The organism is Streptomyces sp. NPDC002671 (assembly GCF_053592475.1).
This window is the reverse complement of the sequence record NZ_JBSFVU010000004.1, coordinates 83,770-98,234: the sequence shown is the minus strand read 5'-3', so window position 1 is coordinate 98,234 and position 14,465 is coordinate 83,770. Positions and strand designations below refer to the sequence as shown.

Annotated in this window: 19 protein-coding genes and 1 pseudogene; 13 read left to right on the top strand and 7 right to left on the bottom strand. The window is 67.3% G+C overall.

The features are described 5' to 3' along the window. Positions 1-115: 115 nt before the first annotated feature. Complete coding sequence (locus ACWD35_RS07270; RefSeq protein WP_451350166.1) at positions 116-526, bottom strand: rodlin; 411 nt, start codon at positions 524-526, stop codon at positions 116-118. A gap of 352 nt (positions 527-878) precedes the next feature. On the opposite strand from ACWD35_RS07270, the gene ACWD35_RS07265 reads away from it, so the two are divergent. Both ACWD35_RS07265 and ACWD35_RS07260 read left to right on the top strand, forming a co-directional pair. Continuing rightward, complete coding sequence (locus ACWD35_RS07265) at positions 879-1,106, top strand: chaplin (RefSeq protein ID WP_451350426.1); 228 nt, start codon at positions 879-881, stop codon at positions 1,104-1,106. A gap of 114 nt (positions 1,107-1,220) precedes the next feature. After that, a complete protein-coding gene (locus ACWD35_RS07260; RefSeq protein ID WP_451350165.1) occupies positions 1,221-1,940 on the top strand; it encodes a chaplin family protein in 720 nt (239 codons plus the stop codon). On the opposite strand, the pseudogene ACWD35_RS07255 reads toward ACWD35_RS07260, so the two are convergent. After that, positions 1,903-2,103, bottom strand: a pseudogene (locus tag ACWD35_RS07255) (dimethylaniline monooxygenase); the annotation flags it as partial. The gene ACWD35_RS07260 and the pseudogene ACWD35_RS07255 overlap by 38 nt on opposite strands. A gap of 123 nt (positions 2,104-2,226) precedes the next feature. On the opposite strand from ACWD35_RS07255, the gene ACWD35_RS07250 reads away from it, so the two are divergent. The 6 genes from ACWD35_RS07250 to ACWD35_RS07225 all read left to right on the top strand — a co-directional run bounded on the left by ACWD35_RS07250 (position 2,227) and on the right by ACWD35_RS07225 (position 6,131). After that, positions 2,227-2,466, top strand: coding sequence for a chaplin (locus ACWD35_RS07250; RefSeq protein WP_451350164.1), 240 nt, complete (start codon positions 2,227-2,229; stop codon positions 2,464-2,466). 217 nt (positions 2,467-2,683) lie between these two features. Further along, positions 2,684-2,974 carry a hypothetical protein gene (locus ACWD35_RS07245; RefSeq protein ID WP_451350163.1) on the top strand — a complete coding sequence of 97 codons (291 nt, stop codon included), beginning with the start codon at positions 2,684-2,686 and terminating at the stop codon, positions 2,972-2,974. A 161-nt stretch (positions 2,975-3,135) separates the two neighbouring features. Then, on the top strand, positions 3,136-3,636 hold the full coding sequence (locus ACWD35_RS07240) for a DUF5949 family protein (protein WP_451350162.1): 501 nt from the start codon (positions 3,136-3,138) through the stop codon (positions 3,634-3,636). Next, entirely contained in the window at positions 3,636-4,220 is a 585-nt protein-coding gene (locus ACWD35_RS07235; protein ID WP_451350161.1) for a vitamin K epoxide reductase family protein, read from the top strand. Before ACWD35_RS07240 ends, ACWD35_RS07235 begins: the two co-directional genes overlap by 1 nt. Before the next feature lie 583 nt (positions 4,221-4,803). After that, positions 4,804-5,646 carry a phosphate ABC transporter ATP-binding protein gene (locus ACWD35_RS07230; protein ID WP_451350160.1) on the top strand — a complete coding sequence of 281 codons (843 nt, stop codon included), beginning with the start codon at positions 4,804-4,806 and terminating at the stop codon, positions 5,644-5,646. Between the two features lie 80 nt (positions 5,647-5,726). Then, the gene (locus tag ACWD35_RS07225) at positions 5,727-6,131 is read left to right on the top strand and encodes a DUF6416 domain-containing protein (protein WP_451350159.1); all 405 of its coding nucleotides are present in this window, start codon (positions 5,727-5,729) and stop codon (positions 6,129-6,131) included. A gap of 219 nt (positions 6,132-6,350) precedes the next feature. Here the strand turns inward: ACWD35_RS07225 and ACWD35_RS07220 are convergent, their stop codons facing one another. After that, the gene (locus tag ACWD35_RS07220) at positions 6,351-6,686 is read right to left on the bottom strand and encodes a hypothetical protein (protein WP_451350158.1); all 336 of its coding nucleotides are present in this window, start codon (positions 6,684-6,686) and stop codon (positions 6,351-6,353) included. Between the two features lie 137 nt (positions 6,687-6,823). On the opposite strand from ACWD35_RS07220, the gene ACWD35_RS07215 reads away from it, so the two are divergent. After that, positions 6,824-7,198, top strand: coding sequence for a hypothetical protein (locus ACWD35_RS07215; protein WP_451350157.1), 375 nt, complete (start codon positions 6,824-6,826; stop codon positions 7,196-7,198). 44 nt (positions 7,199-7,242) lie between these two features. Here ACWD35_RS07215 and ACWD35_RS07210 read toward each other — a convergent pair whose 3' ends face one another. Further along, positions 7,243-7,431, bottom strand: coding sequence for a hypothetical protein (locus ACWD35_RS07210; protein WP_451350156.1), 189 nt, complete (start codon positions 7,429-7,431; stop codon positions 7,243-7,245). A gap of 134 nt (positions 7,432-7,565) precedes the next feature. On the opposite strand from ACWD35_RS07210, the gene ACWD35_RS07205 reads away from it, so the two are divergent. Continuing rightward, on the top strand, positions 7,566-8,084 hold the full coding sequence (locus tag ACWD35_RS07205) for a YfbM family protein (RefSeq protein WP_451350155.1): 519 nt from the start codon (positions 7,566-7,568) through the stop codon (positions 8,082-8,084). A 382-nt stretch (positions 8,085-8,466) separates the two neighbouring features. Here the strand turns inward: ACWD35_RS07205 and ACWD35_RS07200 are convergent, their stop codons facing one another. Together ACWD35_RS07200 and ACWD35_RS07195 are read right to left on the bottom strand one after the other, a co-directional pair. Further along, on the bottom strand, positions 8,467-8,694 hold the full coding sequence (locus ACWD35_RS07200) for a hypothetical protein (RefSeq protein WP_451350154.1): 228 nt from the start codon (positions 8,692-8,694) through the stop codon (positions 8,467-8,469). 134 nt (positions 8,695-8,828) lie between these two features. Then, positions 8,829-9,269: a hypothetical protein gene (locus ACWD35_RS07195; RefSeq protein WP_451350153.1), complete on the bottom strand. Its 441-nt coding sequence runs from the start codon at positions 9,267-9,269 to the stop codon at positions 8,829-8,831. Between the two features lie 1,164 nt (positions 9,270-10,433). On the opposite strand from ACWD35_RS07195, the gene ACWD35_RS07190 reads away from it, so the two are divergent. Both ACWD35_RS07190 and ACWD35_RS07185 read left to right on the top strand, forming a co-directional pair. Beyond that, positions 10,434-10,922: a hypothetical protein gene (locus ACWD35_RS07190; RefSeq protein ID WP_451350152.1), complete on the top strand. Its 489-nt coding sequence runs from the start codon at positions 10,434-10,436 to the stop codon at positions 10,920-10,922. 31 nt (positions 10,923-10,953) lie between these two features. Further along, positions 10,954-12,015 (top strand): serine/threonine-protein kinase, encoded by a 1,062-nt coding sequence (locus ACWD35_RS07185; protein ID WP_451350151.1) that lies wholly within the window; start codon positions 10,954-10,956, stop codon positions 12,013-12,015. Positions 12,016-12,643: 628 nt separating this feature from the next. On the opposite strand, the gene ACWD35_RS07180 is transcribed toward ACWD35_RS07185, so the two are convergent. Further along, a complete protein-coding gene (locus ACWD35_RS07180) occupies positions 12,644-13,669 on the bottom strand; it encodes a tetratricopeptide repeat protein (RefSeq protein WP_451350150.1) in 1,026 nt (341 codons plus the stop codon). 567 nt (positions 13,670-14,236) lie between these two features. On the opposite strand from ACWD35_RS07180, the gene ACWD35_RS07175 reads away from it, so the two are divergent. Further along, positions 14,237-14,422, top strand: coding sequence for a hypothetical protein (locus ACWD35_RS07175; RefSeq protein ID WP_451350149.1), 186 nt, complete (start codon positions 14,237-14,239; stop codon positions 14,420-14,422). Positions 14,423-14,465 lie beyond the last annotated feature (43 nt).

The following is a 14,465-nucleotide window of genomic DNA, read 5'->3' as shown; positions in this document are numbered from 1 at the left end:
ATGAGTTCACAAGCGCTCCCTGCGGCCGGCGCGGGCGCGTGAACAGCCCGACGGGCCGCCGGAGAACCGGCGACCCGTCGGAGGAGGGCCCGCGAGGAGCCCGGGAGATGCGCGCTCAGCCGTTGCCGGTGCCGTTGCTGGACAGCGCGGAGATGTCGTCCAGGATGTGCGAGAGCGGCTCGTCGCCCTTGGCCTGGGTGGAGTTCTCGGTGCACTGCTGGTTCTGCGGCGAGGACAGGACCGGGATGTCCTGCACGCCGACGTTGGCGAGGCCGACCAGCGACTGCGCGTTGAGCTTGGCCGGCAGGCCGATGCAGGGCTTGTTGAGCGAGCCCTGCATGAGCGCCATCTGGGGGCTGAAGTTGCCGTAGGTGGCCGAGTTGCCGAACGCCTGCGAAGCGCCGTTGCCGCTGAAGGAGGTGGTGCCGTTGTCGTTGCCGGTGGCCAGAGCCGGCGCAGCGGCGGCGGCAGAGACGCCGACGACGGAGGCGGCAACCGCGGCGACGGCCAGAACCTTCTTGATCACTTGCTGATTCCCTTCTGAAGAAACCCCGTCCACCGGAGCACGCTGGTCCAACTGCCCATCGCACCAATGGGTTGCTCCGGTTCACCCCGATGGCCCATAAGGGCCCGCGGAACAAGCTCCGGGTGTGTCTTGGCGAGGGGGCAGGAATCGAGGACGCGTTTCTCTGCCGGCTCCGCCAAGATGTCAATTCTGTGAAGGCGTTCGAGTGAATTCAGGAACGACGCGCGTTCCATAGTTTCTTCGGCTGCATGTCCCTCGTTTACAGCCTGCCGGTCATGGTGCGAGTCGTTCAAGCTGTGCTCGCTCGGTTTCGGCCGTCAATTGGGGCATGACCGTAGAGAAGGGAAAGTTCATGAAGAAGAGCGCTGCCGTCGTCGCCGGCGCACTCCTGGCGCTGGGCGGGGCCGCCCCCGCCTTTGCCGACGCCGGGGCCTCGGGCTCCGCCGTCGGCTCCCCGGGCGTCCTCTCGGGCAACGTGGTCCAGGTCCCGGTTCACATCCCGGTCAACGTCTGCGGCAACACGGTGAACCTCGTCGGGCTGCTGAACCCGGCGTTCGGCAACACCTGCGCCAACGGCTGACGTACGTCACGCAACGCACCAGCCCAGCTGCTGCGTTCTGGCCGGCCCCGGAGCGTCGATCTTCTCCGTTCCGAGGCCGGCCTTCCCACCTCTTCGAGCAGGAAGACCCCTAGATTGCGACAGACCCTCAGCAAGGGCATGGTCGCGGCAGCCGCCGCCACCGGCATCCTGTCCTTGTACGGCAGCCCCGCGCTCGCCGACTCGAACGCGGACGGCGCCGCTCAGGGCTCGCCCGGCGTGCTCTCCGGCAACACGGTCAACGCCCCGGTGGACGTCCCGGTCAACGTCTGCGGCAACACCGTCGACGTCGCAGCCGCGTTGAACCCGGCGTTCGGCAACTCCTGTGCGAGCCACGACGATTCGAAGAGCAACGGCTCGAAGACTCCCGGCGGCAACCACTCAGGTGACAACTCGAGTTCCAGCTCGACGAGCGGCACGACCACCTCGCCCCCGCGCGGCGGTGGTGGCGACCGGACCCCGCCCTCTTCCGGCGGAGGCCACCACTCGACTCCTCCGACTTCTTCCGGCGGCAGTCGCACCACGGCTCCCAGTCACACTCTGCCTCCCCACGGCGGCAGTCACACCACGGCTCCCAGTCACACTCTGCCTCCCCACGGCGGCAGTCACACCACGGCTCCCAGTCACACTCTGCCTCCCTACAGCGACAGTCGCACCACTGCGCCCACCGGTGGCGGCGGACAGCAGCAGCCGTCCCAGCTTGCGCACACCGGTGGTGAGGCCGGGACCCTGCTTGCGACCTCGGCGGCCAGTGCCGTGCTGATCGCGGCCGGGGCGGTCATGTACCGGCGAGGACGGGCCGGCTTCGGCCGGTAGCGCGCCGGCCGGCCGGGATCCGCCGGCCGGCCGGACCCGCGTGCAACCGTCGCCGTACCCCGCGTACCAGGGTGCCCGCCGTGAACGTCACGCCGTGCACGAACCGCCACGCCGGGCCGAAGCCCGCGGCCGTGGCCGGCCCGGGGTTCGACGACTCGAACTCCAGGCAGATAAGCCCATTCGGACTTCACCCCATTGGCGGCACAACCCTCAGGGGTGCCACGCGTTGACACAGCGCCGGGTATCCCGCCCGGATGTTTGTGTCGATCCCAAGGAGCACCTCTCCATGTCGCGTATCGCGAAGGGCCTGGTCCTTACCTCCGCCGCCGTCGCGGCCGTCGCCGGCGGTGCCGGTATGGCTGCCGCCGACTCCGGCGCGCAGGGTGGCGCCGCCAACTCGCCCGGCGTGCTGTCGGGCAACGTCGTCCAGGCCCCGGTCCACGTGCCGGTCAACGTCTGCGGCAACACGGTGAACGTCATCGCGCTGCTGAACCCGGCGTTCGGCAACACCTGCGCCAACGGCTGACGTCGGGACGCATCCCTTCGGCCGGCCGTCCGCCCCGCTCATCCGTCGCGGGGTGGACGGCCGGTTTGTGCGTTTACTCGCCCGGACGAAGGCCCCGTGCGGTCGCTCAGGGATCTCATATGTCTTCTGCGTACGGGGTTTCCGGCCTGACGGGGGCTCGTTAGGCACGGCGTCAGAATTCCCTGGGGCGACTTGAGTTGCCGAAGAGAGGAACACGATGAAGTCCCTGAAGGCTGCCGCCGTCGTTGCCGGTTCCGTGGCCCTTGTCGGCGTTGCCGCGCCCGCGTTCGCCCACAGCACCGCCGACCTGACGCCCTCCAGCCTCAACGGCGCCGTGAACACGCTCGCCAAGGGCCCCCTCACCCTGGATGACGCGATGCCGCTCCAGCACCAGTCGGACGCGCTGAACACCGAGAACAAGGACTCCGTGCTCAACACGGTCAAGGGTGCGACCGGCGCGCTGAACCAGCACAACCCTCTGCTCGGCGGCCTGCCCCTGCAGAGCTGACCCCCCCGCAGGGCCGGTACCGCAGCCGCGGACCGGCCCTCGGTGTGTCCGGGCCCGTTCCCGGGACCGCGTCCCTCATTCGTGTGGAGCGGCGGCGGGCACTGGTCCGGAAGGGTGAGAAGCCGCCCGGCGGCGCGAGGCCGCGTCGATAAGGTCGCGCGGTGACCTCAACCTCAAGCGAATCCCGTGCCTTCCGCGCCGCCGAACTCGGCACGCTCGTCGTCCTGGCCTGGAGCGGCGAGGCCCCGGACGGCACCGACATGCCCTACCTGCTGGCCTACTCCCTCGGGGACGCCCAGGGCGGCCCGAAGGCCACTGCGGCGGCGGTCGAGCACCTGCTGGTGAGCAACGGCCTGCCGGTCGGCGGCGAACTCGTCGACGGCACCACCAAGCCCAGCCTGCCCGTCACCCTGCTGGTCGAGGCCGGTCAGGCCGTCGTCAACATGCCGCAGCTGGTCGCCCAGGCCGACGCGCCGAAGGAGTGGCTCGCCGCCGTCGCCGAACGCGGCTACGCCTACCTCGTGTTCACCAAGCGGGCCTGGCCCGAGGGCGAGCCCGGCAAGACCGTCGACCCGGCCGCACTGGCCGCGTTCGCGGGCGCCGAGGACACCCTGAACGCCGCCGCGCACGTCATCCTGCCGGCCCGCAGCCTGCGCGGCTGATGACCAAGGCCACCGCCGGCGGCCGGGGCCTCGGTCTGCTGCTGGTGCTCAGCGGGGCGGCCGGATTGCTCGCCTCCTGGGTCATCACCCTCGACAAGTTCAAGCTGCTCGAGAACCCGAACTTCGTGCCCGGGTGCAGCCTGAACCCGGTCGTGTCCTGCGGCAGCGTGATGAAGAGCGACCAGGCCTCGGCCTTCGGGTTCCCCAACCCGATGCTGGGCCTGGTGGCGTACGGCATCGTCGTCTGCGTCGGCATGAGCCTGCTGGCCGGGACCCGCTTCCCCGGCTGGTACTGGCTGCTGTTCTGGGCCGGGTGCCTGTTCGGGATCGGGTTCGTCTCCTGGCTGCAGTTCCAGTCGCTGTACCGGATCAACGCACTGTGCCTGTGGTGCTGCCTGGCCTGGGTCGCGACGATCGTGCTGTTCTGGTACGTCACCTCACTGATCGTCAGAGAAGGCTTCCTGCCCGCGCCCGGCTGGCTGCGGGGCTTCTTCGCCGAGTTCACCTGGGTGCTCCCGGTGCTGCACACCGGGGTGGTCGGGATGCTCGTGCTGACGCGCTGGTGGGACTTCTGGACGAGCTGATGAACGTTGAGCCGAACGGCTTACGAGAAATTGACGCCGCCCTTACCCGTCGCTTGCGGGGGAAAGATGTCTGGCCCTTTACTTGGGGACTTTGCGTCAAGGTATGACGTGGCCGACAACGTACTGGACGGCATTACCCCGCCTATTGCCTTCACTGGCAGGCATTCGCGCGGATTACATCCGACTTCCTGCCCCGCCCTCATCCTGCCTGTTTCCGCAAGCTAAAAGCTAAATCCGTAGCAGCGAAGGGTGCCCAAATCGTCGGCGCCGGCTTTGTCGGCTGCTCCCTGGCCTGGGCCAACTGGCCGACGCGGAGCGCCGTTCCTCCTAGCCCCCTCCAGGCGCTGTCGGGACGCAGTGTGACTGCAACCTTGATCGTCATCGCGTTGGGTCACCTGCGCCTCCCGTTCATCTTCGCTCCGTTCGGCCTTCATCGAGCCGTGTTCACAGACACCGCACGGACGGTGACTCTCAGGGCGCCAGGGGGAGGCCTTTTCGGCCGGAGGCCAGAACACGCAGGGGAGGGGGGTCGGTCCGCATGGTCCGCCCGCGCTTGATGTATGTGCCGACGGAGGATCTTGGCATGTCCCCGTTGCTGAGCCAACTAGCCCAGCAACAAGCCAAGTTGAGACCGGACGGAGGGCTCAGACCCGTCGGATGGCGGCTGGTCGGCGCCAACAACCGTGAACTCGGCCGCTGCGCCAGGGCGTTCGAGAGCCTGCCCGTGTGCCAGGCCGCGGTGATCCAGCTCCGGCAGCGCCTCGGGGACGTACGGTCGGTCCTAGCCATGGCCGATGTGACGGGCACGTGGATGTGGCGGATCGAACTCGACGGACAGGACGCCGCCACGGCCGGACGGCCCTATCACCGGCACCGGGAGTGCCAGCACAACCAGACCCGGCGGAACATCGGCATGGTCTTCCAGAAGCCGAACCCCTTTCCCGCGATGTCCATCTACGACAACGTCACCTCGGGCCTCAAGCTCACCGGCACGCACCTGAACGGCGAAGCCCGCGACGACCTCGTCGAGGAATGCCTCACCAAGGCGGGCCTGTGGCAGGAGGTCCGCGGCCGGCTCCGCCAGCCCGGCGGCGCACTCTCCGGAGGCCAGCAGCAACGCCTGTGCATCGCCCGCTCCCTGGCCGTACGCCCCAAGGTCCTCCTGATGGACGAGCCCTGCTCCGCCCTGGACCCCACCTCCGCCCTTCGCATCGAGGAGACGATCCGCGAACTCGCCCAGGAGGTGACCATCGTGATCGTCACCCACAACATGCAACAGGCCGCTCGCATCTCCGACCAGTGCGCCTTCTTCCTCGCCGAACAGGGCACCCCCGGCGCCATCGTGGAACACGGCCCCACCTCCACGATGTTCACCACCCCGTCCGACCCCCGCACGGCGGACTACGTGGAGGGCCGCTTCGGCTGAAATCGCTTGGTGCGGCGGCGCGAACCGGGTTGGGAACGCGGCAGAATGAAGGCGCTCAAAAGCGAGATGTGGGGGCTGATGTGACGGAGTATCTGACCGAAGCTGATCCGCGATGGGCTGAGCATTCTGGCGAAGAGGGGCACCACGATGCCCCGGAATGGGGCCCGGAGGACTTGGAACGCGCCGCGGTGTTTCTGACCGAACTCGCGCCGCAGGCCCGGCGGGTGTTCGAGTACCTGCTGCGCAACCCTGGCCGGACGATCCACTGCACGGAGCTGGTGGATGAGGTCCTGGGCGGGCCGGATGAGGGCGATCCGGCACGGCGCGTGGCAGGCGTGCTGTCCGGGATGGCCAAGGGACACGGCAATAGCGGGCGGCGGTATCCGTTCCACTGGTGGGAGGCCCCCGAGGGGAGCACGGGCGCAACGTACGCAGTCCGCCCCTCGGTGGCAGCGGTGTTCCTGGCGGCTCAGCTCGGCCGGTGACTCCACCGCGCCCGCCCGCCGGCATCCTGGCGGCGAGGGGAAGACATGGCACTGGGCCGCAAGGGGTCACGACGCATAGTCGCCGAAGGCACAACCTACCGCTGGCGCCTGCGACGCAGGCCCCGTTTCACCTCGACCAGTCCGAATCTCAGCGATGGATGTCAGAAGTCGCGCTGTGAGCGTCGGCTAGGGGTTGCTGTACTTGGCTGCTGTACCGCGTTACAGATCCACTCGGGATTCCGTCTCGCTGATCCCCTGTCGCAACACGACGTGTGCCGGCCTGAACGGCAGGCTGCGGAGTGTCGGCTCCATGACTTTGAAGAGCGCTTCGGCGTCCGCCCCGTAGGCGTACAGCGCTGCCTCGCCTCCACCGAACTCGTTACCGTCGACCTCACCGACACCTGCCTCGTCAACTGAGGCCGCCATGGCGCGCTCAGCATTGAAGACCGCTTCGCGCTCGGCTCTCGTGCCGTACTGGTCGTCGCTCAGGCGATAGTGGGCGATGACCGCTTGTTCCGGTATCTCAGGTTCAGGGAGATCGAAGAGCTTGTCCATGAACGCACGGTCTCATCGACCTCTGACAACGCGTCCGCGGTGAGCGTCCCCTGAACCCTGTCCGGGGTACCGGCTAGGTTTGGCCGACTGTTCGTCCTGGTGAGTGGAGGCGTCGGGTGCAGATCTCAGGTGTTGAGGTGTACGTGAATCATCCGGTGCTGCACCTGGGCGCGACGGATTGGGTGCCCGTATCCCTGGAGCTGGGCGATGCGGACGCGGCCAGTTGCGACACCCATGTCGCGGTGCGTGTCCGGGCGCAGTCGGGCCTCATTCGGGTGCGCCTGTTCATGGACCTCGGCGACTCCGTGTGCGCCGACCCGGCGTTCACCACTGTGTTCGACGGCCAACTCCTACTGGACAACGGGCGCCTGGCCGTAGGTGACGTCGAAGGCCTCACCCGCTTCGTGCATCAGGTCGGGGACCGAGGGGCCTGGAGCGTTTGCATAGCCGTGGACAACCCGGGCTGGGACGCCCGCGCTCTCGACGTGACCATCAGCCGGCCCGCCCCATAGCTCGATCAGCCGACGCGCATTCGTCGTCCAGGCTCCGGCGCTACCTACCGCTGCTGCGCCCTGTAGCGCTTCATCAGCGCAGTGATCCGGACTTGGTCCGCCTGACCGTTGAGCTCAGCAAGGAGATCGTCAGGGCACAACTCGTAGAGATCGCCCCACCATCGACGTCCTCGGCTGTCCCAGATGCGGTAGCCCCCTGGCACGCCCCTGGCAACGTAGCGTCTCCTGCTCACCGTCCCCCTGTTCCCGGCACAGCTCGTGCCGTCGTCCGACCGGGTCATCTCCCAATGCGGGACCATGCGCAGGCTGCGGCCGTCCGGCGAGGCACGCTGCGGTCCTTGTCAGTAGTTTCGCCTACCCTCCGGCCATGAGCATGATCGGTGAGTACCTGCGTGTCACGGCTACTGAGCTTGACCGAGCGATCCAAGACCCCGACTGGGCGTTGGATTTCGTGGAAGAGGTCCAGGACACCGAGGAGGAGTCCGAGCCTGCGCCGGCCGGGGCGCGTCACTTCAGCACGTACAAGACCTGGGACATGCTCCGCTTCTTGCTGGAGCGTGCCGAGTTCCCGGTGAACGTGATCCACGGTGAGGAGCCGTTCGCCGAGGACGAGGACTGGGGATACGGGCCTCCGAGATACCTGAGAACCGAGCGGGTCCGGCTCGCTGGAAAAGCTCTGCGGGCGACCACCTATACCCAGCTCATCAGCGGGGTGGATCCTGCTGAGCTGACCAGTGCCGAGGTGTACCCCCTCGCTGGTGCGTACCCCCTCGGATGGAGTGAGCCCGGCGTGCTGGAGTGGGCGCGTCCCTGGTACGACGGACTCACCCAGTTCTTCGAGGCTGCCGCCAGGGCGAATGATGCGGTGCTCGTCTGGCTGGACTGACGGGCCAAGACGGCGGTGAGACCTGAGCTTGGGAATCAATGCCGGCTCACGACGTTTAAACGGCTTCTGACCTGCGGATACGATCCTTCGCCTAGCCACTCGCGAGGCCCCGTCTGGACCCATGGTGCCCGCTGTTTACCGTCCTGAAGGGCACGGATGGGGCACGCGGTCGGTGGCGGGTGAGGGGCGAAAGGTTAGTGGGGCTCGCCTGGGCCGCTTCGCGCCCAAAGGAGGCGGACGGCCTACGTGCGCGACCGGTCGACTCGGCGAAGCCCCCGCACCCTACTGCTGACTCCTTGTCTGTTTCTCCAGCAGGAGGTTCGGTCCTGCCGGCGGCGGTTTGTGGGGTTGTCGCGACATCCTCCGCTGTAGCGGACGGTATCTACAGGAAGGCGGCGATGGCGCCCGCGGCGGTGGCGATGACCCCGACCGCTGTCCAAAAGATCATGCTCTTCCATAAGGGGTGCCTGTCTGGAGACTCGGCACCAGCGTGGGACTGGTTACTCGAGATCTGGTCGCCGTAAGCCCAGTTCAGCTGTGCGTTCCCAGATAGGTTGATGTTGATCACGGGATCGCCGGTCTGCTTCGGCGCGCTACGGTTGGTGCTCAAGTAGTTCTCCTTCCGATGATGGACTGCTTGCAGGTGAGGCAGCATTTGCTTGCCGGCGCGCGGCCTCAGTCTGGGATTCTGTGGGGTGCGGCTCTGCCGCACCCCACAGAGGCTCTGTTGCCTTCTCGACGCACCTAGCTGACAGGTGCATCCATCTGAGAGGTGCTACGCCCTCGGTGGGTGTGCGGGGGCAGGAGTGTGTAGCGGTTGCTGTGGGTGTAACCCCTCGGGCTGGTAGGCGCCGACTTGAAGGTCTTCTTGACTTCGATGAATCCCTTGCGGGCCAACTCCTTGAAGCCTCGCTCCGTCGTGTCCGCCGACCAGCCGTACCAGTCCGGAGTCCGCTCGGGCGGCAGCTCGAAGCCTGGGCGCTCGCAGCTCAGGACGAGGAGCATGGCCAGGCCTGGCAGACCTAGATCATCGATCGCTCTTGAGTCCCATAGGTCGCGGGAGATCTTCAGATACGGGTCTCGGTTCTCCCGGCCGGGGCGTGTGTACTCCCCGCCTCGGCCGTCCTCGCGCAGCAGGGTGACCCTGATGTCGTGCGTGCCAGGGACTCGGCCGTAGTTGATCAACCGACGTTGCTGTAGGCGACCGAAGATCTTGTTGACCGCCGCTCGCGCGCTTGTCGGTTCTGCTGTCGACGTCGCGCCAATTGCTCTTGCCCAGACGGAGCTGTTGAGCGTTGTGCTCCAGCCGTCCAGGTCGGAGCTGGTGATCGCGATGATGAATAGGTATGCCTTCAGTCCGCGCGCGTCCCGGCCCTGCACGAACTGGGCGAGGAGACTGTGCCGGCTCTCCGCTCGTGGCGGGAGCTGCACAAAGTCGCGCCGGACGGGGACATGACTCCGATGTGTCGCCTTCCGATCCAAGAGGAATTTCTGGGTCTCAGCGACTCCGGCGGCGACCTCCTCCGGAGTGAGTCCCTCCCATGGTGCTTGCTCACTCACAGGCGTCACCATGGCACCTCCGGCTGGCTGTGCTCAAGCTCTGACGCCAAGACAGCTGCCCGCCCCAGCGGGTTCTTTGAGATATATCCTGTAGACAGCTAAATGGTGCATAACCCTGTGATGCCATGGGAATTCCGGAGGAGGGAGCAGCGCCAGTCGCCCTCAGCGGGGAAGCCTGGCCATGTCGGCGACCCTAGCTGCATCGCTCAGCGGTCATCCTCCATCATTCCGTCGGCACATGGCAGTTCGACCGCTGGGGAACCGTCTTCGTGGCTGCTGTCGCTAGCCGGGGCGTCGTTCACCGTGACAGCTGGGCGGCGCGGGCTCGACCTGCCGCCGCTGGAGGCTGATGGTCTTGCTGGCGCATCCGCCTCCATGCGCCTGGAGGAACTTGCCCGAGCTGCGCCGCACCGACATCGACCTCGAGGCGGGCTCGGTTCACGTGCACAGGGCTGCCCCGGAGCTGAACACAGGCAGCCGGCGATCGATGTCGCCAAGTCCCGTGCGGACAAGCCGGAGATCGCCCTCCCGGCTTTGTCCTCCTCGACGCCCCTCGGCATCTGGAGTGGTTCGCTGAGGACGGGGACCGACGGCCTGGTCTTCGTCGGCGAGTGGGCGCGCCGCTGCGCGGCCGCCGCAACTTCGCGGCTGTCCTCGTCGGTGCAGCCGGAGGGGTCAGGTTGCCGGCAGAGTCCCGTGGCCTTCGCGTCGTTCGTGGTTGAACCACTAGCGCTTCCCGGGCACGATTGCACTTCCCGTGACCGTCGTCCCGCCTGAAAGTAGTGGTATGTGAAAGTCCTCGGCATCGCCGTCAACTCCGGCGCACTCCACTACGGGGCTCTCCAGCAGGGCCCGGAGATCCGCTTGGTGCCCGGAGCGCCAGAGCGTCTCGGGCCGGCGGATGGCCTGAACGGCTATGAACGCACGGGTGATACCTATCGCCGGATCTACCAGGACCTTCACGTCCTTGCTCCGGACCTTGTGGTGCTCGTCGCCACCCGCAAGTACAACAACTGGTCCTATCGCCAGGCTGCTGACCGCGCCGCCATGGTCACCCTCGCTCAACTGGCTTGTCACGAGGACGGCATCCGCTGTGAGGAGTGGGCGACTGAAAAGATCGGAAAGCTTGTGGGTGTCACGGCCGCCTCGCTCAGCACCATCCCTCTGGAGCGGATCGGTGCCGCCACGCGACCCAAATATTGGAACCTGGGCCGCGGGGACGCTTTCGCCGCGGCGCTCGCCGCCGTGATCGATTCGATCCCTGGCGACGACCGGTGACCCCGGAGACCGAGCGACGGAGAATGCGACAGTGAGTGAGCGCGGGAGACGCCTTGTACTGGACTACGAGTGCCTGCAGAGCATGCCGATTGGGGTCCACGAGGTTCATGTGTGGTGGGATCCCGTCCTCAATAACTGGCTTGTAGGCAAACGTATAGATTTGTCGGAATTTCAAGATGTTGGCGATCTGATCGAACCCGGTCTCATGGAGATGATCAAGCACCCCAACATCGTGGACGTGCGGGCCGTGGCCAGCGTCCCCAGCTACCCCTCGCCCATGCGCGTGGTTGAAATCCTCATGCCGTTCTTCGAGAGGGGGAGCATTACTGACGCTCTTGAGCGCGGCGAGACTTTTGCGCCCACGAAGGCGCTGCGTATCGTCCAGGCGGCGCTACAGGGGCTGACGGAGATGCATGAGCGTCACGGCATCCTGCATCGCGACATCAAGAGCCCCAACCTGTTCCTCACCAATGACGCCGATCTCGTCAAGATCGGTGATCTAGGTGTCGCTGGCGCCATGGACGCTTCCGGAGCTACCCCCGCTGTCCAGGTGGCGCACGTGTACTCCCCGCCAGAAATCATGGTCGGTCCTCGAATCACCCGCGCAGCTGATCTCTACTCTCTGGGGCTCGTCCTGATCGAACTCCTTGCGGGAAGGTTCGACTACGCCTCCTACACCCGAACCGAGGTCGTCGACGCCCTCCAGGGGGGACTCTCGCCTTTGCGTGACAGTGATCGTCGGCTTCCCGTCTGGGTCTGCCGTCGCCTGCGGCAGCTGATCGCCAGAGCCACTCATCCCGACCCCATCGAGCGTTTTGCTAGTGCCCGCGACATGAGTGCCGCCCTTGCGGCCATCAAGATCGCTGATTGGAGTGAGGTTGACGCTAACGTGTGGCAGGCTCCGCATCTGCGTCGTGATGAGCAATGGAGAGTCACGGCGAGCCCCGCGAAGGCGGGTGGGGTCGAACTGGTCACGTTCCGACGTAAGGCCGCCTCCTGGCGGCGTGCTGGCGAGGCCGCCGTGGTGCCGACTATTGACCACCCTCAGGCGCGCACCTACTTCGAGGGGGTGAACAAGCGGGCCGTCAACTGATCAACTGCCTTCGTTACGACTTCTTGGTCGGCAGAGGCCAACGGGATCACGCTTAGACATGCCTTTGCCGCCTCGGGTGTCACCCTGAACCGCGCTTCCCGACCGGTCCCATCTGGTTCGAGAAGTCCGTTCCGGGCGAGCTCCCAGACCTCGCTGCGGACGCGCCGGGCATCGATTCTGCCGCCAGGGATGAGTGGGGTCAGTAGCGCTCGCCATTCCTCGTGGCCTGCGCCAACGGAACACTCCCACAGCTGCTCCACGAGTACTTCGGCCGCCCATGCGTGCCGCGGGAGGCACTGATCGGGAAGGCGTGCGATGCACAGAGCGAGCAAGGCCCCATGAGAATTCATTGCCTCCATGCCACCTCCCGATCGTCAGTAGCAGCCCACAAGGCCTCCTCGCCGCCAGGGTGCCGGACCGCAGGATGGGACGCAAGGGCACCTGCCGCCCGAATGGTATGTGTGTTCGATTTCGCTTCTGGCGCGAGCACTGCTCCGGTGCTCGTCGTCGCTGCGGTGATCGCGCTGGCTGACTGAGGCCGGCATCAAGGTCATCGTCCCTAACGACGCAGGCCCCGCTTCGGAGCAGTAGACGTGTGGAGTGTGATGGCGCGGGGTTTCGGGCGTTGCTAGCCCATGATGCGAGCCGCTTGCTCCCGAAGGTCCTGGGCCTCTGGGACTCCGTTGTATCGGCGCAGGCGGACGCGCATGTCCTGGAGGGCGGCCTGGACCTTCACGGAGCGGATGCCGTCGGCGCAGTCGAGGAAGTCGCGCCAGGTGGCCATGGCGCCGTCGACGTCGCCTTGGCGGAGGCGGACGCCGCCGAGGTCGGCGAGGACGATGGCGCGGGTGCGGCGGCGGTCGAGGCCGTGGATGTCGAGGGCGAGGTGGAGGTGCTCTTCGGCGGCGTCGAGGTCGCCGAGGCGGGAGAGGATCATGCCGGACTCGTGGGCCCAGCGGCCGGGGGAGTAGTGGGCGGCCCAGGAGTCGCCGCCTGCAGCGGCCGGCTTGCCGATGGCGGTCTCGGACATGGCGAGGTGCTTGGTGGCCATGCGGCGGTCGTCGTCCTGCGCGGCGGCGTTGGCGAGGGTGGCCTCGTAGTAGGCGACGGCGCGCGGGTTGTCGAGGTGGCGGCCGTAGTCCACACAGGCTTCGCCCAGCTGGACGGCCTCGGCCCGGTAGCCGAGGTCGACGCACTGCACGGCGAGGCCTCGGAGGGCGGTCGCGGACAGCTCCGGATCGCCGGCTTCGGCGGCCAGGCGGAAGGAGTGGGCGTAGTAGCGCTGGGCGAGTCCGCGGAGTTCGGGGGTGTCGCCTTCGTCCTGGGCCATCCAGCCGGCGAGGTGGACGAGCTGGGAGGTGGCGGCAAACAGGTCGCGGCCGGTGGCCTCGGTGAAGCGGCCCTCCAGCCAGGGGGCGACGTCCTGGGTGAGGTAGCGGACGGCCAGGTGGCGGGCGTGTCCGCCGCCGAGCTCGGAGGCGGAGTCGCCGAGTGCCTTGACCATGTGGCGTACGGCGGCCACCTCGCCCTGGCCGACGCGGACGGCTCCGGCGAGGGCGGTCTTGGTCCGGCGGGTGATGCTGTCCATGTCGGGCAGGCCGAGTGCGGACAGGGCGTATCCGCTGGAGGCGAGGATGAACTCCCGACGTTCCACGTCGCTCCTTCCCAGGTGCAGGACTGATGCAACGGTATCTGCGTGGAGTGCCGCAGGCATGGGCTCCGGAAGGTTGATCGCCTCGGGGTCCAGCCCCAGCACCTGCGCGATGTAGGGCCACCAGTGCCCGGGCGTCCGTTCCCCCTCGATCCACCGTCGAGCGTGCTGGCGCTGTAAGCGCCGCGGATCGCCGCATTCGGCCAGGCCAAGGGCACGTGCCAACTCCGAGGGACCCCAGCCCCTTTCTTGGCAGGCCCGCTTGATCATGTCCGCGACGGCCGGGTTCCTCGGCACCCCGTCACCCTCCCCACCTGGATTACGCGGGATTACGCAGGACTACATCCTGGGCCCTGTCCCGGGAGGGCGGACCGCCGTTCACTGAACATCACCCCGCAGATCTCCGAATGGCTCGAACAGGCCCCGTTCAGGGCCTGTTGGCGCCTGCCCGGACACGTGAGAGGAACCGACGGTGGCGATGACCGCTGACAGCGCACGGAACCGCACGATCCCGCCTTCCCGAGTGGTCGGTGTCGGCCGCCGCTACCCCGCCCTCCGGGAGGTGCGGCGGTGAGCCGGGTTCCGTTATCCGACCCGCTGGGGACGGCCCTGAGCTGGGTCTGGGCGCTCGGCACGGCTGCTGGACTCGCGGTCCTCGGAGTCATGGTCCAGGCCGAGCAGTCGTCCGCGCAGAAGCCGTTGGCGCACCCGCCAGTCAGCGTCGACGACATCCCCTTGGCCGACAGCGCCCGATAGAGGCGCCGGCCCTCGCGTGCCTCGCATCACCAGCGAAAGAAGG